This window comes from Pelomonas lactea, assembly GCF_043555885.1.
Lineage (GTDB): Bacteria > Pseudomonadota > Gammaproteobacteria > Burkholderiales > Burkholderiaceae_C > Pelomonas > Pelomonas lactea.
In genome coordinates this window covers 1-21,703 of sequence record NZ_JBIGHX010000005.1, presented here as the reverse complement: position 1 = coordinate 21,703, position 21,703 = coordinate 1, and the positions used below count along the sequence as shown (strand labels likewise).

General features: G+C 66.2%; 35 protein-coding genes. 4 read left to right on the top strand and 31 right to left on the bottom strand.

Going from position 1 to position 21,703, the window contains the following annotated elements; translation table 11 throughout:
* Positions 1–65 precede the first annotated feature (65 nt).
* From ACG04Q_RS15190 to pdeM, 4 genes are read left to right on the top strand one after another with little or no spacing between them, the layout of a single operon-like run.
* The gene (locus tag ACG04Q_RS15190) at positions 66–1,094 is read left to right on the top strand and encodes a ligase-associated DNA damage response exonuclease (protein ID WP_394511756.1); all 1,029 of its coding nucleotides are present in this window, start codon (positions 66–68) and stop codon (positions 1,092–1,094) included.
* Positions 1,091–2,758 carry an ATP-dependent DNA ligase gene (locus ACG04Q_RS15185; protein ID WP_394511755.1) on the top strand — a complete coding sequence of 556 codons (1,668 nt, stop codon included), beginning with the start codon at positions 1,091–1,093 and terminating at the stop codon, positions 2,756–2,758. The genes ACG04Q_RS15190 and ACG04Q_RS15185 overlap by 4 nt, the downstream gene beginning before the upstream one ends.
* Positions 2,733–5,249 carry a ligase-associated DNA damage response DEXH box helicase gene (locus ACG04Q_RS15180; protein WP_394511754.1) on the top strand — a complete coding sequence of 839 codons (2,517 nt, stop codon included), beginning with the start codon at positions 2,733–2,735 and terminating at the stop codon, positions 5,247–5,249. The genes ACG04Q_RS15185 and ACG04Q_RS15180 overlap by 26 nt, the downstream gene beginning before the upstream one ends.
* Complete coding sequence (gene pdeM, locus ACG04Q_RS15175) at positions 5,246–5,893, top strand: ligase-associated DNA damage response endonuclease PdeM (protein ID WP_394511753.1); 648 nt, start codon at positions 5,246–5,248, stop codon at positions 5,891–5,893. Before ACG04Q_RS15180 ends, pdeM begins: the two co-directional genes overlap by 4 nt.
* 58 nt (positions 5,894–5,951) lie before the next feature.
* Here the strand turns inward: pdeM and rplQ are convergent, their stop codons facing one another.
* The 31 genes from rplQ to ACG04Q_RS15020 form a co-directional block, all read right to left on the bottom strand.
* Positions 5,952–6,341, bottom strand: coding sequence for a 50S ribosomal protein L17 (gene rplQ / locus ACG04Q_RS15170; RefSeq protein WP_119046650.1), 390 nt, complete (start codon positions 6,339–6,341; stop codon positions 5,952–5,954).
* Between the two features lie 148 nt (positions 6,342–6,489).
* Entirely contained in the window at positions 6,490–7,479 is a 990-nt protein-coding gene (locus ACG04Q_RS15165) for a DNA-directed RNA polymerase subunit alpha (protein WP_056194188.1), read from the bottom strand.
* A gap of 139 nt (positions 7,480–7,618) precedes the next feature.
* The gene (gene rpsD / locus ACG04Q_RS15160) at positions 7,619–8,242 is read right to left on the bottom strand and encodes a 30S ribosomal protein S4 (RefSeq protein WP_394402120.1); all 624 of its coding nucleotides are present in this window, start codon (positions 8,240–8,242) and stop codon (positions 7,619–7,621) included.
* Positions 8,243–8,491: 249 nt separating this feature from the next.
* Positions 8,492–8,896 (bottom strand): 30S ribosomal protein S11, encoded by a 405-nt coding sequence (gene rpsK, locus ACG04Q_RS15155; protein ID WP_056194196.1) that lies wholly within the window; start codon positions 8,894–8,896, stop codon positions 8,492–8,494.
* A 26-nt stretch (positions 8,897–8,922) separates the two neighbouring features.
* On the bottom strand, positions 8,923–9,288 hold the full coding sequence (gene rpsM / locus ACG04Q_RS15150) for a 30S ribosomal protein S13 (RefSeq protein WP_268154334.1): 366 nt from the start codon (positions 9,286–9,288) through the stop codon (positions 8,923–8,925).
* 30 nt (positions 9,289–9,318) lie between these two features.
* Entirely contained in the window at positions 9,319–9,432 is a 114-nt protein-coding gene (gene rpmJ, locus ACG04Q_RS15145) for a 50S ribosomal protein L36 (protein ID WP_056194202.1), read from the bottom strand.
* A 61-nt stretch (positions 9,433–9,493) separates the two neighbouring features.
* The gene (infA, locus tag ACG04Q_RS15140) at positions 9,494–9,712 is read right to left on the bottom strand and encodes a translation initiation factor IF-1 (RefSeq protein WP_011830996.1); all 219 of its coding nucleotides are present in this window, start codon (positions 9,710–9,712) and stop codon (positions 9,494–9,496) included.
* Between the two features lie 55 nt (positions 9,713–9,767).
* Positions 9,768–11,078: a preprotein translocase subunit SecY gene (secY, locus tag ACG04Q_RS15135; protein WP_394511752.1), complete on the bottom strand. Its 1,311-nt coding sequence runs from the start codon at positions 11,076–11,078 to the stop codon at positions 9,768–9,770.
* A gap of 23 nt (positions 11,079–11,101) precedes the next feature.
* On the bottom strand, positions 11,102–11,533 hold the full coding sequence (rplO, locus tag ACG04Q_RS15130; RefSeq protein ID WP_394402126.1) for a 50S ribosomal protein L15: 432 nt from the start codon (positions 11,531–11,533) through the stop codon (positions 11,102–11,104).
* A complete protein-coding gene (rpmD, locus tag ACG04Q_RS15125; RefSeq protein WP_056877725.1) occupies positions 11,533–11,715 on the bottom strand; it encodes a 50S ribosomal protein L30 in 183 nt (60 codons plus the stop codon). The genes rplO and rpmD overlap by 1 nt, the downstream gene beginning before the upstream one ends.
* Before the next feature lie 20 nt (positions 11,716–11,735).
* Positions 11,736–12,257, bottom strand: a complete 522-nt coding sequence (rpsE, locus tag ACG04Q_RS15120) for a 30S ribosomal protein S5 (protein WP_233374035.1) — start codon at positions 12,255–12,257, stop codon at positions 11,736–11,738.
* Positions 12,258–12,275: 18 nt separating this feature from the next.
* The gene (gene rplR / locus ACG04Q_RS15115; RefSeq protein ID WP_268169242.1) at positions 12,276–12,632 is read right to left on the bottom strand and encodes a 50S ribosomal protein L18; all 357 of its coding nucleotides are present in this window, start codon (positions 12,630–12,632) and stop codon (positions 12,276–12,278) included.
* 11 nt (positions 12,633–12,643) lie between these two features.
* Positions 12,644–13,177 (bottom strand): 50S ribosomal protein L6, encoded by a 534-nt coding sequence (gene rplF, locus ACG04Q_RS15110; RefSeq protein ID WP_394511751.1) that lies wholly within the window; start codon positions 13,175–13,177, stop codon positions 12,644–12,646.
* 18 nt (positions 13,178–13,195) lie between these two features.
* Positions 13,196–13,591, bottom strand: coding sequence for a 30S ribosomal protein S8 (rpsH, locus tag ACG04Q_RS15105; RefSeq protein WP_394511750.1), 396 nt, complete (start codon positions 13,589–13,591; stop codon positions 13,196–13,198).
* Positions 13,592–13,614: 23 nt separating this feature from the next.
* Complete coding sequence (gene rpsN, locus ACG04Q_RS15100; RefSeq protein WP_268169245.1) at positions 13,615–13,920, bottom strand: 30S ribosomal protein S14; 306 nt, start codon at positions 13,918–13,920, stop codon at positions 13,615–13,617.
* An 8-nt stretch (positions 13,921–13,928) separates the two neighbouring features.
* A complete protein-coding gene (rplE, locus tag ACG04Q_RS15095; protein WP_268169246.1) occupies positions 13,929–14,468 on the bottom strand; it encodes a 50S ribosomal protein L5 in 540 nt (179 codons plus the stop codon).
* Between the two features lie 10 nt (positions 14,469–14,478).
* On the bottom strand, positions 14,479–14,793 hold the full coding sequence (gene rplX / locus ACG04Q_RS15090; RefSeq protein ID WP_268169247.1) for a 50S ribosomal protein L24: 315 nt from the start codon (positions 14,791–14,793) through the stop codon (positions 14,479–14,481).
* A gap of 23 nt (positions 14,794–14,816) precedes the next feature.
* On the bottom strand, positions 14,817–15,185 hold the full coding sequence (gene rplN / locus ACG04Q_RS15085) for a 50S ribosomal protein L14 (protein WP_056194233.1): 369 nt from the start codon (positions 15,183–15,185) through the stop codon (positions 14,817–14,819).
* A 252-nt stretch (positions 15,186–15,437) separates the two neighbouring features.
* Positions 15,438–15,947: a peroxiredoxin gene (locus ACG04Q_RS15080; RefSeq protein WP_394511749.1), complete on the bottom strand. Its 510-nt coding sequence runs from the start codon at positions 15,945–15,947 to the stop codon at positions 15,438–15,440.
* Positions 15,948–16,032: 85 nt separating this feature from the next.
* Positions 16,033–16,302 (bottom strand): 30S ribosomal protein S17, encoded by a 270-nt coding sequence (rpsQ, locus tag ACG04Q_RS15075; RefSeq protein ID WP_394511748.1) that lies wholly within the window; start codon positions 16,300–16,302, stop codon positions 16,033–16,035.
* Positions 16,299–16,499, bottom strand: a complete 201-nt coding sequence (rpmC, locus tag ACG04Q_RS15070; RefSeq protein ID WP_310273048.1) for a 50S ribosomal protein L29 — start codon at positions 16,497–16,499, stop codon at positions 16,299–16,301. Before rpmC ends, rpsQ begins: the two co-directional genes overlap by 4 nt.
* Before the next feature lie 11 nt (positions 16,500–16,510).
* Positions 16,511–16,927, bottom strand: a complete 417-nt coding sequence (rplP, locus tag ACG04Q_RS15065; RefSeq protein ID WP_268169250.1) for a 50S ribosomal protein L16 — start codon at positions 16,925–16,927, stop codon at positions 16,511–16,513.
* A gap of 2 nt (positions 16,928–16,929) precedes the next feature.
* On the bottom strand, positions 16,930–17,790 hold the full coding sequence (rpsC, locus tag ACG04Q_RS15060) for a 30S ribosomal protein S3 (protein ID WP_394511747.1): 861 nt from the start codon (positions 17,788–17,790) through the stop codon (positions 16,930–16,932).
* Between the two features lie 15 nt (positions 17,791–17,805).
* A complete protein-coding gene (gene rplV / locus ACG04Q_RS15055) occupies positions 17,806–18,135 on the bottom strand; it encodes a 50S ribosomal protein L22 (protein ID WP_268169252.1) in 330 nt (109 codons plus the stop codon).
* 12 nt (positions 18,136–18,147) lie between these two features.
* Positions 18,148–18,426: a 30S ribosomal protein S19 gene (gene rpsS, locus ACG04Q_RS15050; RefSeq protein ID WP_088484478.1), complete on the bottom strand. Its 279-nt coding sequence runs from the start codon at positions 18,424–18,426 to the stop codon at positions 18,148–18,150.
* A gap of 10 nt (positions 18,427–18,436) precedes the next feature.
* Positions 18,437–19,261 (bottom strand): 50S ribosomal protein L2, encoded by an 825-nt coding sequence (gene rplB, locus ACG04Q_RS15045; RefSeq protein WP_394511746.1) that lies wholly within the window; start codon positions 19,259–19,261, stop codon positions 18,437–18,439.
* The gene (gene rplW, locus ACG04Q_RS15040) at positions 19,262–19,576 is read right to left on the bottom strand and encodes a 50S ribosomal protein L23 (RefSeq protein WP_394511745.1); all 315 of its coding nucleotides are present in this window, start codon (positions 19,574–19,576) and stop codon (positions 19,262–19,264) included.
* Positions 19,573–20,193 carry a 50S ribosomal protein L4 gene (gene rplD, locus ACG04Q_RS15035; protein WP_268169255.1) on the bottom strand — a complete coding sequence of 207 codons (621 nt, stop codon included), beginning with the start codon at positions 20,191–20,193 and terminating at the stop codon, positions 19,573–19,575. The genes rplW and rplD overlap by 4 nt, the downstream gene beginning before the upstream one ends.
* Entirely contained in the window at positions 20,193–20,864 is a 672-nt protein-coding gene (gene rplC / locus ACG04Q_RS15030; RefSeq protein ID WP_394511744.1) for a 50S ribosomal protein L3, read from the bottom strand. Before rplC ends, rplD begins: the two co-directional genes overlap by 1 nt.
* 289 nt (positions 20,865–21,153) lie before the next feature.
* Positions 21,154–21,465 (bottom strand): 30S ribosomal protein S10, encoded by a 312-nt coding sequence (rpsJ, locus tag ACG04Q_RS15025; protein ID WP_132576760.1) that lies wholly within the window; start codon positions 21,463–21,465, stop codon positions 21,154–21,156.
* A 65-nt stretch (positions 21,466–21,530) separates the two neighbouring features.
* Positions 21,531–21,703: EF-Tu C-terminal domain-related protein (locus tag ACG04Q_RS15020; protein ID WP_474103963.1), on the bottom strand; the 173-nt coding region annotated here is incomplete at its 5' end.

The following is a 21,703-nucleotide window of genomic DNA, read 5'->3' as shown; positions in this document are numbered from 1 at the left end:
CAGCCACAACGCCGACGCAAGACCCGGCACCGCCAAGGCGCCCGCAGCTTGGGCACACTGCGCGAATGCCCGACCTGGTGACCCGCCGGCCGCAGGGGCTCTACTGCGAGCCCGGCGGCTTCTACATCGACCCCTGGCTGCCGGTGGACCGCGCCGTCATCACGCACGCGCATGCCGACCACTGCCGGCCCGGTCACGGCGCCTACCTCGCGCAGCGCGACGCGCTGGGCCTGATGCGCGCCCGGCTGGGCGACGACGCGCCGCTGGAGGGGCTGGCCTACGGGGAGACGCGCCGCATCGGCGACGTGGCGGTGAGCCTGCACCCGGCCGGCCATGTGCTCGGCTCCGCGCAGGTGCGCCTCGAGCACGGCGGCGAGGTGTGGGTGGTCGCCGGCGACTATTTCGTCAGCGGCGCGGGCGACTGCAACACGACCTGCGCGCCGTTCGAGCCGGTGCGCTGCGACGTGTTCGTCACCGAGAGCACCTTCGGGCTGCCGATCTACCGCTGGGCGCCGCAGACGGCGGCGCTGGCCGACATGCGCGCCTGGTGGATGGACTGCGCCGCCCAGGGCCGGCACGCGCTGCTGATGGGCTACAGCCTGGGCAAGGCGCAGCGGCTGGTCGCCGGGCTCGCGACGGCCGACGCCCCCGGGCCGGTGCTGGTGCATGGCGCCGTGGCCCGGCTCAACGCGGCCTACCGCGAGGCGGGCATCGCGCTGCCCGACGTCGAGACGGTCACGCCGGAGACCAAGTTCAAGGCGCTGCGCGGCGCGCTGGTCATCGCGCCGCCGGCCGTGCAGGGCAGCCGCTGGGCCAAGGCACTGGGCCCGCATGGCGATGCCTTCGCCAGCGGCTGGATGCGGCTGCGCGGTGCGCGCCGGCGGCGCGGCGTGGACCGCGGCTTCGTGTTCAGCGACCACGCCGACTGGCCCGGGCTGCTGTCGGCCATCCGCGCGACCGGCGCGCAGCGAGTCATCGTCACGCATGGCGACGAGGGTGCGCTGGTGCGCTACCTGACGGAGCTGGGCCTGCAGGCCGAGGCCTTCGCCACCGAGTACGGCGACGACACGCCCGGCGCGGAGGCCGCCGAATGAAGGATTTCGTCGCCCTCTACCTCGCGCTGGATGCCAGCACATCCACGCTGGCCAAGGTGGCGGCGCTGAAGCGCTACCTGGCCGACGCCGCCCCGAGCGACGCGGCCTGGGCGGTTTACCTGCTGGCCGGCGGCACGCCGCGGCGCGCGGTGCCCACGGGCGAGCTGCGCGCACTGGCCTGTGAGGCGGCAGCGCTGCCAACCTGGCTGTTCGAGGCCGGCTACGCGGCCACCGGCGACCTGGCCGAAGCCATCGCCTACGTGCTGCCCGACCCGGAGGACCGCCTGGACGCATCGCTCGCGGACTGGATGACACAGCGCATCCTGCCGCTGCGCCAGGCGGACGCCGCGGCGCGCCGCGAGGCCGTGCTGGCCGCGTGGCGCGGGCTGTCGGCGGACGAGCGCTTCATGTACGTGAAGCTGGTGGGCGGGGGCTTTCGCGTCGGGGTCAGCAAGCTGCTGGTGCAGCGGGCGCTGGCCGAGTGGTCGGGCGCCGACGCGGCCGGCATCGCGCAGCGCATGATGGGCTACACGCAGATCGACACGCCGCCGACGGCCGAGCGCTTCCAGGCGCTGCTGGCCGACGACCCCGGCGGCGCGCGCGGCGGCCAGCCCTACCCGTTCTTCCTGGCGCACCCGCTCGCGGCCGAACCCGCCACGCTGGGTGAGCGCGGCGACTGGCTCGCCGAGTGGAAGTACGACGGCATCCGCGCGCAGGTGGTGAAGCGCGACGGCCAGGTGTGGATCTGGTCGCGCGGCGAGGAGCTGGTGACGGAGCGCTTCCCCGAGGTGACGCTGGAAGCCAGTACCTGGCCCGACGGCACGGTCGTCGACGGCGAGCTGCTGGCCTGGCGCCATGGCGAGGACGCGCCGGCGCCGTTTGCGCTGCTGCAAAAGCGCATCGGCCGCACCCGGCTGTCCAAGGCCATCCTGGCCGACGCGCCCGTGCGGCTGCTGGCCTACGACCTGCTGGAGAGCGACGGCGTGGACCGCCGCGCCGAACCGATGCACGCCCGGCGCGCGCGGCTGGAGCGCCTGGGCATCGCGATGTCGCCGCTGGTCGACGCCGCCGACTGGCCCGGCCTCGCCGCGGCCCGCACAGGCTCGCGCGAACGCCGCGTCGAGGGGCTGATGCTGAAGCACCGCGAGTCCGCCTACGGCATCGGCCGCACGGCGGGCGCATGGTGGAAATGGAAGGTCGCGCCGCTCAGCGTGGACGCGGTGCTGGTCTACGCGCAGGCCGGCCACGGCCGCCGCGCCAACCTCTACACCGACTACAGCTTCGCCGTGTGGAACCGGGCGCCGCGCGATGCGGCGGAAGCCGAGGCCGCGCTGGATGCGCCGGGTGGCGAGCTGGCGCTGGTGCCATTCGCCAAGGCCTACTCGGGCCTGACCGACGAGGAGATCAAGCGCGTGGACCGCGAGATCCGCAAGACGACGGTGGAGAAGTTCGGCCCGGTGCGGCGCGTGCGGCCCACGCTGGTGTTCGAGCTGGGCTTCGAGGGCCTGCAGGCCAGCACGCGGCACAAGAGCGGCATCGCCGTGCGCTTCCCGCGCATGCTGCGCATCCGCGACGACAAGCCGCTGCACGAGGCCGACACGCTGGACACGCTACGCGCGCTGATGGAGGTGGGGCCGCATGGCCAGCGCATCGCCGACGACTGACTGGCTGGCCGCGCGCGGCTGGCAGGCCTTCCCGTTCCAGAAGAACGTCTGGAAGGCCATGCGCGCCGGCCACTCCGGCCTGCTGCATGCCACCACCGGCAGCGGCAAGACGCTGGCCGTGTGGCTGGGCGCGCTGCAGGCGCTGGCCGACGCCGAGGCGCCGCTGACGGTGCTGTGGATCACGCCGATGCGCGCGCTGAGCCAGGACACGCTGCTGGCGCTGCAGGACGCCGCGGCCACGCTGGCGCCGCAGTGGACGCTGGCCGCCCGCACCGGCGACACCTCCAGCGGCGAGCGCGCATCGCAGCAGCGCCGCTGGCCCACGGCGCTCGTCACCACGCCGGAGTCGCTGAGCCTGATGCTCGCCCGCGCCGACGCGCCGGAGGTGCTGAGACGCGTGCGGCTGGTCGTCGTCGATGAATGGCACGAGCTGCTGGGCAGCAAGCGCGGCGTGCAGCTGCAGCTGGCGCTGGCGCGGCTGCGGCGCTGGAACCCGACGCTGATGACCTGGGGCCTGTCGGCCACGCTGGCCAACCTGGAGGAGGCCGCGGACACGTTGGCGCCCGGCGCGGTCATCGTGCGCGGGGCGCAGGACAAGAAGATCCTCATCGACACGCTGCTGCCGCCGCGCATCGAGCGCTTCGCCTGGGGCGGGCACATGGGGCTGACGATGCTGCCGGCGGTCGTCGAACACATCGACGCCGCGGCCAGCACGCTGGTGTTCACGAACACGCGCTCGCAGTGCGAGCGCTGGTTCCAGGCGCTGCTGCAAGCGCGACCCGACTGGGCCGGTCTCGTCGCGCTGCACCACGGCTCGGTGGACGCCGAGGCGCGCCGCTGGGTGGAGGCGGCGATGAAGGCGGGTCAGCTCAAGTGCGTGGTTTGCACGGCCAGCCTGGACCTGGGCGTGGACTTCCTGCCGGTGGAGCAGGTGCTGCAGATCGGCTCGGCCAAGGGCGTCGCGCGGCTGCTGCAGCGCGCCGGCCGCAGCGGCCACGCGCCGGGCCGGCGCTCGCGCGTGACGCTGGTGCCCACGCACAGCCTGGAGATCGTCGAGGCCTCGGCGCTGCGCGCGGCCGTGCAGGCCGGTCGCATCGAGCCGCGCCGCCCGCCCGAGGCGCCGCTGGACGTGCTGGTGCAGCACCTCGTCACCATCGCGCTGGGCGGCGGTTTCCGGCCCGACGAGCTGCTGCCCGAGGTGCGCAGCGCGCCGTCGTACCGGGCCCTGGGCGACGACGCCTGGCAATGGGCGCTGGACTTCGTGCGGCATGGCGGCGACTCGCTGCGCGCCTACCCGGACTTCCAGCGCGTGGTGCCCGACGACACCGGCGTCTGGCGCGTGCCCGACGCGCGCCTGGCGCGGCGCCACCGCAGCAACATCGGCACCATCGTGTCGGACGCGGTCATGAGCGTGCAGTTCCTGACCGGCGGCCGCATCGCGACGGTGGAGGAGAGCTTCATCGCCCGGCTGCGGGTCGGCGACGTGTTCCTGCTGGGCGGCCGCTCGCTGGCGCTGGTGCGCGTGGAGGGGCTGACCGCCTACGTGCGCGCCGCGCCGCCGGGCAAGGCGCTGCTGCCGCGCTGGGACGGCGGCCAGTTCGCCATCTCCGACACGCTGGCCGAGGCCATGCGCGACCGCTTCGACGAGGCGCGCGACGGCCGCTTCACCGACCGCGAGATGCGCTTCGTTGCGCCGCTGCTGCGGCTGCAGGCCGACTGGTCGGCGCTGCCGGGGTCGCAGCAGCTGCTGGCCGAGTCGATGCGCTCGGCGGACGGCCACCACCTCTTCCTCTACCCCTTCGCCGGCCGCACCGTCCACCTGGGGCTGGCGGCGCTGCTGGCCTGGCGCGCCGGGCGCGACACGCCGGCCACGTTCACGATGGCCGTCAACGAGTACGGGCTGGAGCTGCTGAGCGCCACCGAGATCGACTGGGCCGCCCGGCTGCAGCCGCTGCTGGCGCCGGTGAGCCGCGAGACGCTGCGCGAGGAGGTGCTGGCCAGTCTGAACGCCAGCGAGCTGGCGCGGCGGCGCTTCCGCCAGATCGCCCGCATCGCCGGGCTGATCTTCCAGAGCCACCCGGGCGAGGCCCGCAGCCAGCGGCAGCTGCAGGCGTCGGCATCGCTGTACTTCGATGTCTTCCGCCAGCACGACCCCGGCAACCGGCTGCTGCGCCAGGCCGAGGGCGAGCTGCTGTCAGCAGAGCTGGACGTCGACGCGCTGGACCGCTGCCTCACGCGAATGGCGGGCCAGCGGCTGGACCTGCGGCAGCCGGCGCGGGCGACGCCGCTGGCCTTCCCGCTGATGGTGGAGAGGCTGCGCGAGCGGGCGTCCACGGAGTCGCTGGCGCAGCGGCTGTCGCGCATGCTGGCCGACCTGGAGGCCGCGGCGGGCGGCAAGCCGGCTGCGGCGGTGGATGTTGGCGCGCGGCTGGCGTTCGGCCAGGCGCCGGCCCCGCCGCGCGCGCCGCGCGAACGCCGGAGGCGCCGGTGAGCCTGCCCCTCGACGTCGCGGGCGAGACGCTGTGGCTGCTGCCGGACGGCGCCGTCTGGTGGCCGGCCGCCCGCACGCTGTTCGCAGCCGACCTGCATCTCGGCAAGGGCGCGGCCTTCCGCGCACAAGGCCAGCCGGTGCCGGCCGGCAGCAGCGCGCGCACGCTGGCGCGGCTGGAAGGGCTGGTCACCCGCCACGGCGCCGAGCGGCTGATCGTGCTGGGCGATTTCTGGCACGGCGCCGACGGGCTGACGGCCGCGCTGCTGGACGACGTCGCCGCGTTCGCACGGCGCGTGCCCACCGTGTTGGTGCTGGGCAACCACGACCGGCGCATCCATCCGCCGGCACTGCCGCTGCAGACCGTCAGCGGCGTCCTGTCGCTGGGCCCGCTGGCAGCGGCCCATGAGCCGCCGCCGCACGGCGCGCCGGGCTTCACGCTGGCGGGGCACCTGCACCCCGCGGTCAGCCTGCGCGGCCGCGCGGGTGACCGGCTGCGGCGCCCGTGCTTCGTGCGCCACCCGCATGCGTTGGTGCTGCCCGCCTTCGGCGGCCTGACCGGCGCCCTCACCCTGCGCCCGCGCGACCTGATGGGCGCCCACGTTGCGGTGCTGGGGGACGACAGCGTGCACTGGCTGCCGCGCTGAACAGCGGGCGCAAAAAAGCCCGCACGAGGCGGGCTTGTCAGATCAGCGGACGCTGAGCTTATTCGGCGGCTTCGCCAGCGGTTTCGCCTTCGGCGCGATCCACCAGTTCCACGAAAGCCATGGGCGCGTTGTCGCCGACGCGGAAGCCCATCTTCAGGATGCGGGTGTAGCCGCCCGGACGAGCCGCGAAGCGCGGGCCCAGCACGTTGAACAGCTTGGTGACGATGTCACGGTCGCGCAGGCGGTCGAACGCCAGGCGGCGGTTGGCCAGCGTGGGTTCCTTGGCGAGCGTGATCAGCGGCTCAACAACGCGGCGCAGTTCCTTGGCCTTGGGGACCGTGGTCTTGATGGCTTCGTGCTCGAGCAGAGACACGCACATATTGCGCAGCATGGCAGCGCGGTGAGCGCTGGTGCGGTTGAGTTTGCGGAGGCCGTTACGGTGACGCATGGTGCTTTTCCTTTCACTTCATTAATGCCGCCAGCCGGATCAGGTACTGGCGGGTGCACCGGGTGGCGTTGGTCAACGCGCCACCCATCTTCAAAAACCTGCCCTCTCGGAGGGCTGGCCGGTGTACTCACCGGCCGGGAGCGAAAAATTAACGCTTGTCCAGACCTTGCGGCGGCCAGTTCTCGAGGCGGGCGCCGAGGGTGAGGCCACGGGAAGCCAGGACTTCCTTGATCTCGTTGAGCGACTTGCGACCCAGGTTCGGGGTCTTGAGCAGCTCGGTCTCGGTGCGCTGGATGAGGTCGCCGATGTAGTAGATGTTTTCGGCCTTGAGGCAGTTGGCCGAACGGACGGTGAGCTCGAGCTCGTCGACCGGGCGCAGCAGGATCGGGTCGAAGCTGCTGGAACGCTGGGCCGGCTGGTCGAAGGCGTCGACCAGGTCGGTGCCTTGCAGCTGAGCGAACACGGCGAGCTGTTCCACCAGGATCTTGGCGGAGGCGCGGATGGCTTCCTCGGGCGAGATGGCGCCGTTGGTCTCGATCTCCATCACGAGCTTGTCCAGGTCGGTACGCTGCTCGACGCGGGCGTTCTCGACGGCGTAGCTGACGCGCTTGACCGGGCTGAACGAGGCGTCCAGCACGATGCGGCCGATGCTCTTGGTCGGCTCGTCGCCGAAGCGGCGCATCGTGCCCGGCACGTAGCCGCGGCCCTTCTCGACCTTGATCTGCATGTCCAGCTTGCCGCCTTGCGACAGGTGGGCAATGACGTGCTCGGGGTTGATGATCTCGACGTCGTGCGGCGTCTGGATGTCAGCCGCCGTGACGGGGCCTTCGCCTTCCTTGCGCAGGACCAGCGTGACTTCCTCGCGGTTGTGCAGGCGGAAGACGACGCCCTTGAGGTTCAGCATGATGTGAACCACGTCCTCTTGCACGCCGTCGATGGCCGAGTACTCGTGCAGCACGCCGGCGATCGTCACTTCCGTCGGCGCATAACCCACCATCGACGAGAGCAGCACACGGCGCAGGGCGTTGCCCAGGGTGTGACCGTAGCCGCGTTCGAACGGCTCCAGGGTGACCTTGGCGCGATGACCGCCCAGGGGCTCCACGTTGATGGACTTGGGTTTGAGCAAGTTGGTTTGCATGAGGTCTTTCTTTCAATACCCTCGGTTCGTTACACCGATAAGGCTGAGGACCAGCCGGGCAGAGCCTTCGAAGGGCGGATAAGCCCGGACGAGGAAACGCCGACCGCGCCCTTGCAGGCGTGGTCGGCGGGGGGAACGATTAACGCGAGTACAACTCGACGATCAGCGATTCGTTGATCTCGGCGCCGAACTCGTCGCGGTCAGGAGCCTTCTTGAAGACGCCTTCCAACTTGGTGCCGTCGACGGCCACCCAGGCCGGCAGGCCGATGGAGTCGGCCAGCTTGAACGACTCGGTCACGCGCAGCTGCTTCTTGGCCTTCTCGCGCACGGCGACGGTGTCACCGGCCTTGACCAGGTAGGAGGCGATATTGACGACCTCGCCATTCACCACGATGCCCTTGTGCGAAACCAGCTGACGGGCTTCTGCGCGGGTGGAGCCGAAGCCCATGCGGTAGACGACGTTGTCCAGGCGCGATTCCAGCAGTTGCAGCAGGTTCACGCCGGTCGAGCCCTTGCGGCGCTCGGCTTCGGCGAAGTAGCGGCGGAACTGACGCTCCAGCACGCCGTACATACGCTTGACCTTCTGCTTTTCGCGCAACTGCAGGCCGAAGTCAGACGTGCGCTGACCGGACGTGCGGCCGTGCTGGCCGGGCTTGCTGTCGAACTTGGCCTTGTCGCTGATCGCGCGGCGGGCGCTCTTCAGGTAGAGGTCGGTGCCTTCGCGGCGGGAAAGTTTGGCCTTGGGGCCGAGGTAGCGTGCCACTTTGCGTGTCCTTACGTATCAATCTGACGCCGGGACGGAAAGTCCGTGCCTGACGCGAGTCCAGCCGGTGTTGTTGTGGGCTTGGACGGTGGGCTTACGAGCTGGCCATTTCACGGGAGCGAAATGAGGCCAACTCAAGACTGAAGCCGGCGCGGCACCTGAGTGCCCGCCGGCTTCGGGAAAACGCGCGATTATCGCACCGTCATCCGAATCTGCAAAATCCTTGTCACCTGATGGTGATGAGGCTGCTTAGATGCGGCGACGCTTCTGCGGACGGCAGCCGTTGTGCGGCACCGGCGTCACGTCAGAGATCGAGTTGATGCGGATGCCCAGCGCAGCCAGAGCGCGCACCGAAGACTCGCGACCCGGGCCCGGGCCCTTGATCTTGACGTCCAGGTTCTTGATGCCCTGCTCTTGAGCAGCGCGACCGGCCACTTCAGCCGCCACCTGGGCTGCGAAGGGCGTCGACTTGCGCGAACCCTTGAAGCCCTGGCCACCCGACGAAGCCCACGACAGGGCGCCGCCTTGACGGTCGGTGATGGTGATGATGGTGTTGTTGAACGAGGCGTGGACGTGCGCGATGCCATCAGCAACGTTCTTGCGAACCTTCTTGCGAACGCGCTGAGCCGCCGAATTGTTGGGAGCCTTTGCCATATTGACCTTCTTTCAGTTCGGGCAGCTTACTTCTTGCCGGTCGCAGCCGACTTGCGCGGACCCTTGCGGGTGCGGGCGTTCGTGCGGGTACGCTGGCCACGCATTGGCAGGCCACGGCGGTGACGGAAACCGCGGTAGCAACCCAGGTCCATCAGACGCTTGATGTTGATGGACTGCTCACGGCGCAGGTCACCCTCGATGGTCAGCTTGTTGACCTCGTCACGGATCTTTTCGAGATCGCCGTCGGTCAGGTCCTTGACCTTCTTGTCGAACGGGATGCCGCAAGTCGTGCAGATCTTCTGAGCGGTCGTACGGCCGATGCCGTAGATCGAGGTCAGGCCGATCTCAGTGTGCTTTTGCGGCGGAATGTTGATACCAGCAATACGTGCCATGGTGGTCCTCTAATTCTGTCGTGCGGCCAATCAGCCTTGACGCTGCTTGTGGCGCGGGTCGGTGCAGATCACGCGCACCACACCCTTGCGGCGGATGATCTTGCAATTGCGGCACATCTGCTTCACGGATGCCGAAACTTTCATGGTCTGCTCCTTGGCCTAACTCTTCTTGCGCTCTTGACGCGTTCCCGGGGGTTCAAACAGCTCACTTCGCCCGGAACACGATGCGAGCACGACTCAAATCGTAGGGTGTCAGTTCCACGGTCACCTTGTCGCCAGGCAGGATGCGGATGTAGTGCATGCGCATCTTGCCGGAGATGTGACCGAGAACGACGTGCCCGTTCTCTAACTTCACACGAAACGTTGCATTGGGAAGGTTCTCCAGAATCTCGCCCTGCATCTGAATGACGTCGTCTTTCGACATGTCTTCTTCGCTTCGTGTGGGTTAAGTCAAATTTTTCCTACTTCCAGCTCCGCCCTTAACTGGGCTTGAAGCTGGCCTTCTTCAGCAGTGATTCGTACTGCTGGCTCATGATGTAGCTCTGCACTTGGGCCCAGAAGTCCATCGTCACGACGACGATGATCAACAGGGATGTGCCACCGAAATAAAACGGTACGTTGTACTTCAGCGTCAGGAACTCGGGCAACAGGCAGACCAGCGTGATGTAGATCGCACCAGCCAACGTCAGTCGCGACAGGATCTTGTCGATGTGCTTCGCGGTCTGCTCACCCGGGCGGATGCCCGGAATGAACGCGCCACTCTTCTTCAGGTTGTCGGCGGTCTCGCGGCTATTGAACACGAGCGCCGTGTAGAAGAAGCAGAAGAACACGATGGCGCCGGCATACAGCATCACGTAGATCGGTTGCCCCGGGCTGATCGCACCAGCCAGGTCCTTCAACCAGCGCAGGCCTTCGCTGTTCGCAAACCAGCTCACCACCGTGGTCGGCAGCAGGATGATCGACGAGGCAAAGATCGGCGGGATCACGCCCGACATGTTCAGCTTCAAGGGCAGATGCGACGACTGGCCGCCGTAGACCTTGTTGCCGACCTGGCGCTTGGCGTAGTTCACCAGGATCTTGCGCTGGCCGCGTTCGACAAACACCACGACAAAGGTCACCGCAACCACCAGCGCCACGATGAACAGCGCCGTGCCGTAACCCATCGCACCGGTTCGCACCAGCTCGAAGAGGCCACCGATCGCGCTGGGCAAGCCCGCCGCGATACCGGCAAAGATCAGGATCGAGATGCCGTTGCCCAGACCACGCTCGGTGATTTGCTCGCCCAGCCACATCAGGAACATCGTGCCGGCCACCAGGCTGGACACCGCCGTCAGACGGAAGCCGAAGCCAGGGCTCAACACCAGACCTGCCGTACCTTCCAGCGCCAGCGCGATGGACAGGCTCTGGAACAGAGCGAGACCCAGCGTGCCGTAACGGGTGTACTGCGTGATCTTGCGACGGCCCGCCTCGCCCTCCTTCTTCAGCTGCTCCAGCGTCGGAACGACGTAAGTCATCAGCTGGATGACGATGGAAGCCGAGATGTAAGGCGTGATGCCCAACGCGAACACGGTGAAGCGCGACAGCGCGCCGCCCGAGAACATGTTGAACAGGCTCAGGATGCCACCGGCCTGACCCTTGAAGAACTGCTGCAGCTGGACCGGGTCGATGCCGGGCACGGGGATGTGCGCCCCGATGCGGTAGACGACCAGGGCCAGCGCCAGGAACACAAGCCGGCGACGCAGGTCGCCGAACTTGCCACTCTTGGCCAGCTGATTCGCGTTGGTAGCCACGCTGGATCAGTTCCTGTGCTGGATTAGGCGACCGAGCCGCCCGCTGCCTCGATGGCCGCCTTGGCGCCCTTCGTGGCGTTCACGCCCTTCAGCGTGACCTTGCGCTCGATGGAGCCGGCCAGGATGACCTTGACCGACTTCGTCAGCTGGGGCACCAGGCCAACGGCCTTCAACGTCGACACGTCGATTTCTTCACCGGCCAGGCCTTGCAGGTCGGTCAGCGTGATCTCGGCGTTGTACTTCAGCGTCAGCGACTTGAAGCCACGCTTGGGCAGACGGCGCTGCAGCGGCATCTGACCGCCTTCGAAGCCGACCTTGTGGTAGCCACCAGCGCGGGACTTCTGGCCCTTGTGGCCGCGACCCGCGGTCTTGCCCAGACCGGAGCCGATGCCACGGCCGACACGGCGCTTGGCGTGCTTGGCGCCCTCTGCGGGCTTGATCGTGTTGAGTTCCATCACAGCACCTGCACCAGGTAGGCGATCTTGTTGATCATGCCGCGCACGGCGGGCGTGTCTTCCAGCGTGCTCTGGCTGTTCAGCTTGCGCAGACCCAGGCCGACCACGGTGGCACGGTGCGAGGCGCGGCAGCCGATGGGGCTGCGCACCAGCTTGACCGTCACGGTTTTCTTGTCAGACATCTTGTGCTCCGCTCAGGCGATCAGTTGAAGATCTCTTCAACCGTCTTGCCGCGCTTGGCAGCGACTTCCGACGCCGTCGTGGAACGCTTCAGAGCGTCCAGCGTGGCGCGGACCATGTTGTAGGGGTTCGTCGAACCGTGGCTCTTGGACACGATGTCGGTCACGCCCATCACTTCGAAGACAGCGCGCATCGGGCCGCCGGCGATGACGCCGGTACCGACGGGAGCCGGCGCCAGCATGACGCGCGACGCGCCGTGCTCGCCAATCACGTTGTGGTGGACGGTACCGTTCTTCAGCTGGACCTTGACCATGTTGCGGCGAGCCGATTCCATGGCCTTCTGCACGGCGACCGGCACTTCCTTGGCCTTGCCCTTGCCCATGCCGATGCGGCCATCGCCGTCACCGACCACGGTCAGAGCAGCGAAGGACAGCGTGCGGCCACCCTTCACAACCTTGGTCACGCGGTTCACCGCGATCATCTTTTCCTTCAGGCCGTCGTCGTTGCCTTCAGCCTGAGCGCCACGGGGTTGAAACTTTGCCATTTCGTATTCCTTGATGCGTCAGAACTGCAGGCCGGCTTCGCGGGCTGCTTCGGCCAGCGCCTTGACGCGGCCGTGATAGGCGAAGCCCGAGCGGTCGAAAGCGACCTTCTCGACGCCGGCAGCCTTGGCCTTCTCGGCGATCAGCTTGCCGACCAGCGTGGCAGCGGCGACGTTGCCACCATTGCTCACCTGCTCGCGAACCGTCTTCTCGGCGGTCGAGGCAGCGGCCAGCACCTTGCCACCGTCTTCCGACAGGACCTGGGCGTAGATGTGCAGATTGGAGCGGAACACCGTCAGACGGGCCACGCGCTGCAGGGCGATGCGAGCACGGGTCTGGCGCGAACGACGCAGGCGTTGTTCTTTCTTGGTCATCATGGCGCGGCTCCTTACTTCTTCTTGGTCTCTTTGAGGGAGACCTTCTCGTCCGAATAACGGATGCCCTTGCCCTTGTACGGCTCGGGCGGACGGAAGGCGCGCACCTCAGCGGCGATCTGGCCGACGACCTGACGGTCAGCACCCTTGATGACGATTTCCGTCTGGGTGGGGCACTCGACCTTGATGCCGGCCGGCATGTCCTTCACCACGGGGTGAGAGAAACCGATCTGCAGGTTCAGCTTCTGACCCTGGGCCTGGGCACGGAAGCCCACGCCGACCAGGTTCAGCTTCTTCTCGAAGCCCTTGCTGACGCCGTTGACCATGTTGGCCACCAGCGCGCGCATCGTGCCGCTCATCGCGTCGGCTTCCGTCGACTCGTTGGCAGGCACGAAGCTCAGCTTGCCGGCTTCGTTCTTGATGTTGACCAGGCTGTTCGCCGGACGCACCAGCGTGCCGAGCGAGCCCTTGACGCTGATGGACTCAGCGCCGATGGTCACGTCCACACCTTGCGGGACGTTGACCGGCATTTTTCCTACGCGGGACATTGTTTCCTACTCCTTCGCTTAGGCGACGTAGCAGAGCACCTCGCCGCCGATACCGGCAGCGCGGGCCTTGCGGTCCGTCATGACGCCTTGCGGGGTCGTCACAATCGCCACGCCCAGGCCATTCATGACCTGAGGAATGTCGTGGCGGCCCTTGTAGATGCGCAGACCGGGGCGGCTGACACGCTCGATGCGCTCGATGACCGGACGGCCAGCGTAGTACTTCAGCGAGATTTCCAGCTCCGGACGGGAAGCTTCACCGCGCACGGCGAAGTCGTCGATGTAGCCTTCGTCCTTCAGGACCTTGGCAATCGCCACCTTCAGCTTGGACGACGGCATCACAACGTTCGTCTTCTCGACGATCTGCGCGTTGCGGATGCGGGTCAGCATATCGGCGATGGGATCACTCATGCTCATTTGCGATATCTCCTATCAGCCGATTACCAGCTGGCCTTGACGACACCGGGGATGTCGCCCTTGAAGGCCAGTTCACGAATCTTGTTACGGGCCAGGCCGAACTTGCGGAAGGTGCCACGCGGGCGCCCCGTCAGCTCGCAGCGATTGCGCAGGCGAGTGGGGTAGGCATTGCGGGGCAGCTTTTGCAGCTCGAGGCGAGCGGCGTAGCGCTCTTCCTCGGACTTCTTGCTGTCGTCGATGATGGCCTTCAGATCCGCGTACTTCTTGGCGAACTTGGCGACCAGCGCTTCGCGCTTCAGCTCACGTTGTTTGATCGAGAGTTTTGCCACGGGTCACCTCAGTTCTTGAACGGAAACTTGAACGCAGCCAGCAGAGCCTTGGCTTCGTCGTCCGTCTTGGCAGTCGTCGTGATGCTGATGTTCAGACCACGCAGAGCATCCACCTTGTCGTACTCGATCTCGGGGAAGATGATTTGCTCTTTGACGCCGATGTTGTAGTTGCCGCGACCGTCGAACGAACGGCCGGAGATACCACGGAAGTCGCGAACGCGCGGCAGCGCGATCGTCACGAAGCGGTCCAGGAATTCGTACATCTGGACACCGCGCAGCGTGACCATCGCACCGATCGGCACGTTGTCACGGATCTTGAAGCCGGCGATGGCCTTCTTCGACTTCGTGACGACGGGCTTCTGGCCGGCGATCTTGGTCAGGTCGCCCACGGCGTGGTCCATGACCTTCTTGTCGGCGACCGCCTCGCTCACGCCCATGTTCAGCGTGATCTTGGTGATGCGCGGCACTTCCATGACCGACTTGTAGCCAAACTTCTCAGTCAGGCTGGGCACGATTTTTTCGCGGTAATGCGTTTGCAGACGAGCCATGTCGGACCTCTTATGCCTTGATCTCTTCGCCGGTCGACTTGAAGACGCGCACCCGCTTGCCGTCGACGAGCTTGACGCCCACGCGATCGGCCTTGCCGGAGGCGGCGTTGAAGATCGCCACGTTGGATTGATGGATGGGCATGGTCTTGTCGACGACGCCGCCGGTGGTGCCCTTCATGGGATTGGGCTTGACGTGCTTCTTGACGACATTGACGCCTTCGACGACCACATGGTCTTCGTCAGCGCGCGCGGTCACGGTGCCGCGCTTGCCCTTGTCGCGGCCGGTCAACACGATGACCTGGTCGCCGGTACGGATCTTGTTCATGGCTTACCTCAGACAGTGGGGGCTCAAAGCACCTCGGGCGCCAGCGACACGATCTTCATGAAGCGCTCGGTACGCAGTTCACGCGTCACGGGGCCGAAGATGCGGGTGCCGATGGGCTCCAGCTTGGCGTTGAGCAGCACGGCGGCGTTGCCGTCGAACTTGACGAGCGAGCCGTCCTGGCGGCGCACGCCCTTGGCGGTACGAACCACCACGGCGCTGTAGACCTCGCCCTTCTTCACGCGACCACGCGGGGCAGCTTCCTTGATGCTGACCTTGATGATGTCGCCGATGTGTGCATAGCGGCGCTTGGAGCCGCCCAGCACCTTGATGCACTGAACGGACTTGGCGCCAGTGTTGTCCGCGACATCAAGCCGCGATTGCATTTGGATCATGTCTGTCCCCAACTTGTCCCGAAACACGCCGGAGCGCGAGTCGGTCAGTCTTGGGCCCGTAAGTCAGTCAGCGCCGGGCATTGCACCCTTTGCTGCCCGACGGTTGTGGGCGGATTCCGAGGCCGCAGCACATGGAGTCATGTGCCTAGCTTTCGGCGAAGCTGCGCATTATGCAGTGACAAACCCTGAGTCGTCAATGCCCTCTGCGCAGAAAAATACGGGAAGGCGGCGAACGCACTTCCCACCCCGTCATCAGAGCGCCTTGGCCTGAGCCAGCAGCGTTGCAGCATCGCTGACCTCGAACTTGCCGGGCGCCTCGATGTTCAGGCTCTTGACCACACCGTCCTTCACGAGCATGGAGTAGCGTTGCGAGCGCACGCCGAAGCCCTTGGCGGTCAGGTCGAGCACCAGACCGACGGCCTGGGTGAACGCGGCGCTGCCGTCCGCCATCATGCGGACCTTGCCGGTCGTCTTCTGGTCGCGCCCCCAGGCGCCCATGACGAACGCATCGTTGACCGACACGCACCAGATCTCATCGACGCCAGCCGCCTTCAGCTCGTCGGCCTTGGCCGCATAGCCCGGCACATGCTGTGCCGAGCAGGTCGGCGTGAAGGCGCCGGGCAGCGCGAAGATGGCCACGGTCTTGCCCGCGGTCGCCTTCTCGATGTCGAAGCTGTTGGGGCCCAGGCTGCAGCCCTCCCCGTCGACCTCGATGAATTCCTGCAGGCTGCCGGCCGGCAGCTTGTCGCCTACTTTGATCATGCGTTCCTCCGTGAACTGGCAATGGAAAAGCCGGCGCGCCAGTTTCCCAGCGCGCCGGCTTCGGCGGTCATGCGACCGACAGGTTTTAGACGATCTGCGCCTTCTCGACCAGGCGGGTCACCGCCCAAGCCTTGGTCTTGGAGACCGGGCGAGTTTCGCTGATCTCGACGACGTCGCCGATCTTGTACTCGTTGGTCTCGTCGTGCGCGTGGTACTTGCGCGAACGGGCCACGATCTTGCCGTAGAGCTCGTGCTTGGCACGGCGCTCGACGAGCACGGTCACGGTCTTGTCGCGGGCGTCGCTGACGACCTTGCCGACCAGCGTGCGCACGTTCTTCACTTGGGCCTCAGTCATTTCGTGGCCTCCTTCTTCTTTTGTGCCAGAACGGTCTTGGCACGCGCGATGTCGCGGCGGGTCTTGCCCAGCTGGCTGTGGTTGGTCAGCTGCTGGGTGGCCTTTTGCATGCGCAGGCCGAAGTGGGCCTTCAGCAGGTCGGTCACTTCCTTTTCGAGGGCAGCGACGTCCTTGGCGCGGAGTTCAGATGCTTTCATGGTGTCCTTCCTCAGGTACCGACCTGGCGGGCCACGAAGGTGCAACGCAGCGGTAGCTTGGCAGCCGCCAGCGTGAACGCCTCACGAGCCAGCGTCTCGGGCACGCCGTTGATCTCGTAGAGCACCTTGCCGGGCTGGATCTCAGCGACGTAGTACTCCGGGTTGCCCTTGCCGTTACCCATACGGACTTCGGCAGGCTTTTGCGAGATGGGCTTGTCCGGGAAGATGCGGATGAAGATCCGGCCGCCACGCTTGATGTGGCGCGAGATCGCGCGGCGAGCCGCTTCGATCTGACGGGCCGTCAGACGGCCGCGTTCCGTGGCCTTCAGGCCGAAGTCACCGAAAGACACCGCGGCGCCGCGGGTCGCAACACCGGTGTTGCGGCCCTTCTGCTCCTTGCGGTACTTGCGACGATTAGGTTGCAGCATGCTTATTCTCCTTTGGCCTCACCGGCAGCGGGAGCCTTGCGGATCACGCGCTTGCCAGCGGGCTTGGCTGCGTCACCCGTGGGGGCGGCGGCAGCGGGCTGGTCTGCTCCGTCACGCGGGCCACGGTCGCCACCCGGGCGGCCACGGCCACCGGGAGCGCCCGGACGGGCGTTACGGCGCGGGCGACGATCGTCTTCGGCGCCAGCGGGGGTGTTGATGACGGGGGCCTCGCCATTGGCCAGGCGGTCACCGCGGTAGACCCAGACCTTGACGCCGATGACGCCGTAGGTGGTCTTGGCTTCGGAGAAGCCGTAGTCGATGTCGGCCTTCAGGGTGTGCAGGGGCACACGACCTTCGCGATACCACTCGGTGCGAGCGATTTCGATGCCGTTCAGACGACCAGCGCTCATGATCTTGATGCCCTGGGCACCCAGACGCATGGCGTTCTGCATCGCGCGCTTCATGGCGCGGCGGAACATGATGCGCTTTTCGAGCTGCTGGGTGATCGAGTCGGCGATCAACTGGGCATCGACTTCAGGCTTGCGCACTTCCTCGATGTTGACGGCGACGGGCACGCCCAGACGCTTGGTCAGCTCAGCCTTCAGCGCTTCGATGTCTTCACCCTTCTTGCCGATCACGACACCCGGACGAGCCGAGAAAATCGTGATGCGGGCGTTCTTGGCGGGACGCTCGATCAGGATGCGCGAAACAGCGGCGTTCTTGAGCTTGCCCTTCAGGTAGTCACGAACCTGCAGATCTTCGGCCAGCATGCTGGCGAAGTTCTGGTTGTTCGCGTACCAGCGCGAGGCCCAGTTGCGGGTGACAGGAAGGCGGAAGCCAACCGGATGGATTTTCTGTCCCATAGTCTTCCTAACGCCTTAGTTGCCGACGGCCACGAAGATGTGGCACGTGGGCTTGCTGATGCGGTTGCCGCGGCCCTTGGCGCGAGCCGAGAAGCGCTTCAGCGTGGCACCCTGTTCGACGTAGATCGAGGTGACCTTGAGTTCATCAATGTCAGCGCCGTCGTTGTGCTCGGCGTTGGCGATGGCGCTTTCCAGCGCCTTCTTGATGATGACGGCCGCCTTCTTCTGGGTGAAGGTCAGGATGTTGAGGGCGTGATCCACCTTCTTGCCGCGGATCATGTCGGCCACGAGGCGGCCCTTGTCACACGACAGGCGGACGCCACGGACGATTGCTTTGGTTTCCATCGTCTCTAGTCCTTACTTCTTCCCGGCCTTCTTGTCGGCCGGGTGGCCCTTGAAGGTGCGGGTCAGTGCGAATTCACCCAGCTTGTGGCCGACCATCTGGTCAGACACATAGACCGGCACGTGCTGCTTGCCGTTGTGCACGGCGATCGTCAGACCGATGAACTCGGGCAGGATCGTCGAACGACGCGACCAAGTCTTGATGGGCTTCTTGTCCTTGTTGGCAACCGCCTTGTCGACCTTGGCCTGCAGGTGGTGGTCAACGAAGGGGCCCTTCTTCAGCGAACGAGTCATGGCCTAGCCCTTACTTCTTGCGACGCGAGACGATGAACGTCTGCGTGCGCTTGTTGTTGCGAGTGCGGTAGCCCTTCGTCAGGGTGTTCCACGGCGACACAGGGACCTGGCCCTCGCCGGTGCGGCCTTCGCCACCACCGTGCGGGTGATCCACCGGGTTCATGGCGACGCCACGAACGGTCGGGCGGATGCCCTTCCAGCGGATCGCGCCAGCCTTGCCGTATTGACGCAGGCTGTGCTCTTCGTTGCTCACTTCACCGATGGTGGCGCGGCAGTCGATGTGCACGCGACGCACTTCACCGGAGCGCAGGCGGATCTGGGCGTAGACGCCTTCACGAGCCATCAGAACGGCAGAGGTGCCGGCCGAACGGATCATCTGGGCACCCTTGCCAGGCTGCAGCTCGATGCAGTGGATGGTCGAACCCACCGGGATGTTGCGGATGGGCAGAGTGTTGCCAGCCTTGATCGGCGCTTCCGAGCCGCTCAGGATGGTGGAACCCACTTCCAGGCCGCGCGGGGCGATCACGTAGCGGCGCTCGCCGTCGGCGTAGCACACCAGCGCGATGTGGGCCGTGCGGTTCGGGTCGTACTCGATGGTCTCGACCTTCGCGGGGATGCCGTCCTTGTTGCGCTTGAAGTCCACGACGCGGTAGTGGTGCTTGTGACCACCGCCCTTGTGGCGCATCGTGATGTGACCGTTGTTGTTACGGCCAGACTTCTGCTTCTGGGGTTCCAGCAGCGAAGCTTCGGGAGCGCCCTTGTGGAGGTGCTTGTGCACCACCTTGACGACGCCACGGCGGCCGGGCGAAGTCGGCTTGACTTTGACGATGGCCATTTACGCGGCCTCCCCGGAGAAATTGAGCTCTTGACCAGCCTTGAGGGCCACGTAGGCCTTCTTGACGTGGTCACGGCGGCCCGGACGGCCACCGAAGCGCTTGTTCTTGCCCTTGACGTTGACCACGCTGACCGACTCGACCTCGACCTTGAACATCAGTTCAACAGCGGCCTTGATCTCGGGCTTGGTGGCGTCGCGCAGGACCTTGAACAGCACCTGGTTGTGCTTCTCGGCGACTTGCGTGGCCTTCTCGGACACGATGGGCGCGAGCAGCACGGAGGCCAGACGGCCTTCGGAATACTTGGTGACGCTCATGCCAGCATCTCCTTGAGTTGCTCGACCGCAGCCTTGGTCACCAGCACCTTCTTGTAGAAGACCAGCGACAGGGGGTCGGCGTAGCGCGGCTCGACGACCAGCACGTTGGCCAGGTTGCGCGAGGCCAGCAGCAGGTTGTCATCCACGGTGTCGGCGATGACCATCACCGAGTCCAGGCCCATGGCCTTGAACTTGGCGGCCAGCAGCTTGGTCTTGGGGGCTTCGACCGAGATCGAATCCACCACGGCCAGGCGGCCTTCACGGGCCAGCTGCGACAGGATCGCAGCCATGCCGGCGCGGTACATCTTCTTGTTCAGCTTGTGCGAGAAGTTCTCGTCAGGCATGTTCGGGAAGATGCGACCGCCCCCGCGCCACAGCGGCGACGAGGTCATACCGGCACGAGCGCGGCCGGTGCCCTTCTGGCGGAAAGGCTTCTTGGTCGAGTGGTGAACCTGTTCACGGTCCTTCTGGGCGCGGGTGCCTTGACGGGCATTGGCCTGGAAGGCGACCACGACCTGGTGCACCAGGGCTTCGTTGTAGTCGCGAGCGAAGATGGTGTCGGGCGCGTCAACCTTGGACGTGGCCTGACCCTGCTCGTTCAGGAGCTCGAGCTGCATCAGTTGGCTCCCTTCTTGATCTTGACCTTGACGGCGGGGCGAACGACGACGTGGCCGTTCTTGGCGCCCGGCACGGCACCACGGACCAGCAGCAGTTGACGAGCTTCGTCAACGCGCACGATGTCCAGGTTCTGGGTGGTGACGGTTTCGTCGCCCATGTGGCCGGTCATCTTCTTGCCCGGGAACACGCGCCCCGGATCCTGCGCCATGGAGATCGAGCCCGGCACGTTGTGCGAACGGCTGTTACCGTGCGACGCGCGCTGCGAGCCGAAGTTGTGGCGCTTGATGGTGCCTGCAAAGCCCTTACCGATGGACGTGCCTTGCACGTCGACCAGTTGGCCCGTGGCGAACAGCGTCACGGGGACGGTCGCGCCAGCCTTGTACTGGGCAGCGACGTCGGCGTCGACGCGGAATTCCTTCAGGACTTCACCGGCTTCGACACCCGCCTTGGCGAGGTGGCCGGCTTCCGGCTTGGTGACGCGCGAAGCTTTGCGCGTACCGAACGCCACCTGGATGGCGCTGTAGCCGTCGGTCTCTTGGGTCTTGATCTGGGTCACGCGGTTGTTGGACACATCCAGCACCGTCACGGGGATGGCATCGCCATCGTCCGTGAAGATGCGCATCATGCCCACCTTGCGGCCCAGCAAACCGAGACGGTTGCTCAGACTCATGTTTTTTCTCCAGCCCCGTCGGCCCAAACTTGCGTTCAAGCCTTCAAAGCTATTGCGAACACCCGACATCGATTGGCCGGGCTGACCTGTGCAGCATCTCACTCGGAAAACCGTGCGAAACACTGCGCGAACATCCGAGCAGGCATAGGCCAACCCGGAAAAGCTGGCGAGTATAGCCTGCGGGATAGCACTGATGCAAGCCATCGGCAGCAATCAGCGCAAAAGACAAGGCCCCGGCCTGTCGAGACAGGGCCGGGGCCTCGTGATCGCAGCCCGAAGGCCTCGCGGATTACTGCAGCTTGATTTCGACGTCGACGCCGGCAGGCAGGTCGAGCTTCATCAGCGCGTCAACCGTCTTGTCGGTCGGGTCGACGATGTCCATCAGGCGCTGGTGGGTGCGGATCTCGAACTGGTCGCGGCTGGTCTTGTTGACGTGGGGCGAGCGCAGGATGTCGAAACGCTCCAGGCGCGTCGGCAGGGGCACCGGGCCCTTGACGATGGCGCCGGTGCGCTTGGCGGTCTCGACGATTTCGAGGGCCGACTGGTCGATCAGCTTGTAATCAAACGCCTTCAGGCGGATGCGGATTTTTTGCTTTTGCATGACTGTTCCTTAAAGAGCGATGTGAACGCCAGACGGAAGCCGCCCGGCGCACGGTCACGCGTTGATTACTCGAGGATCGTGGCGACGACGCCCGAACCGACGGTGCGGCCGCCTTCACGGATGGCGAAGCGCAGACCGGTTTCCATGGCGATCGGAGCGATCAGCTTCACGGTGATGCCGACGTTGTCGCCGGGCATGACCATTTCCTTGTCCTTCGGCAGCTCCACGGCACCGGTCA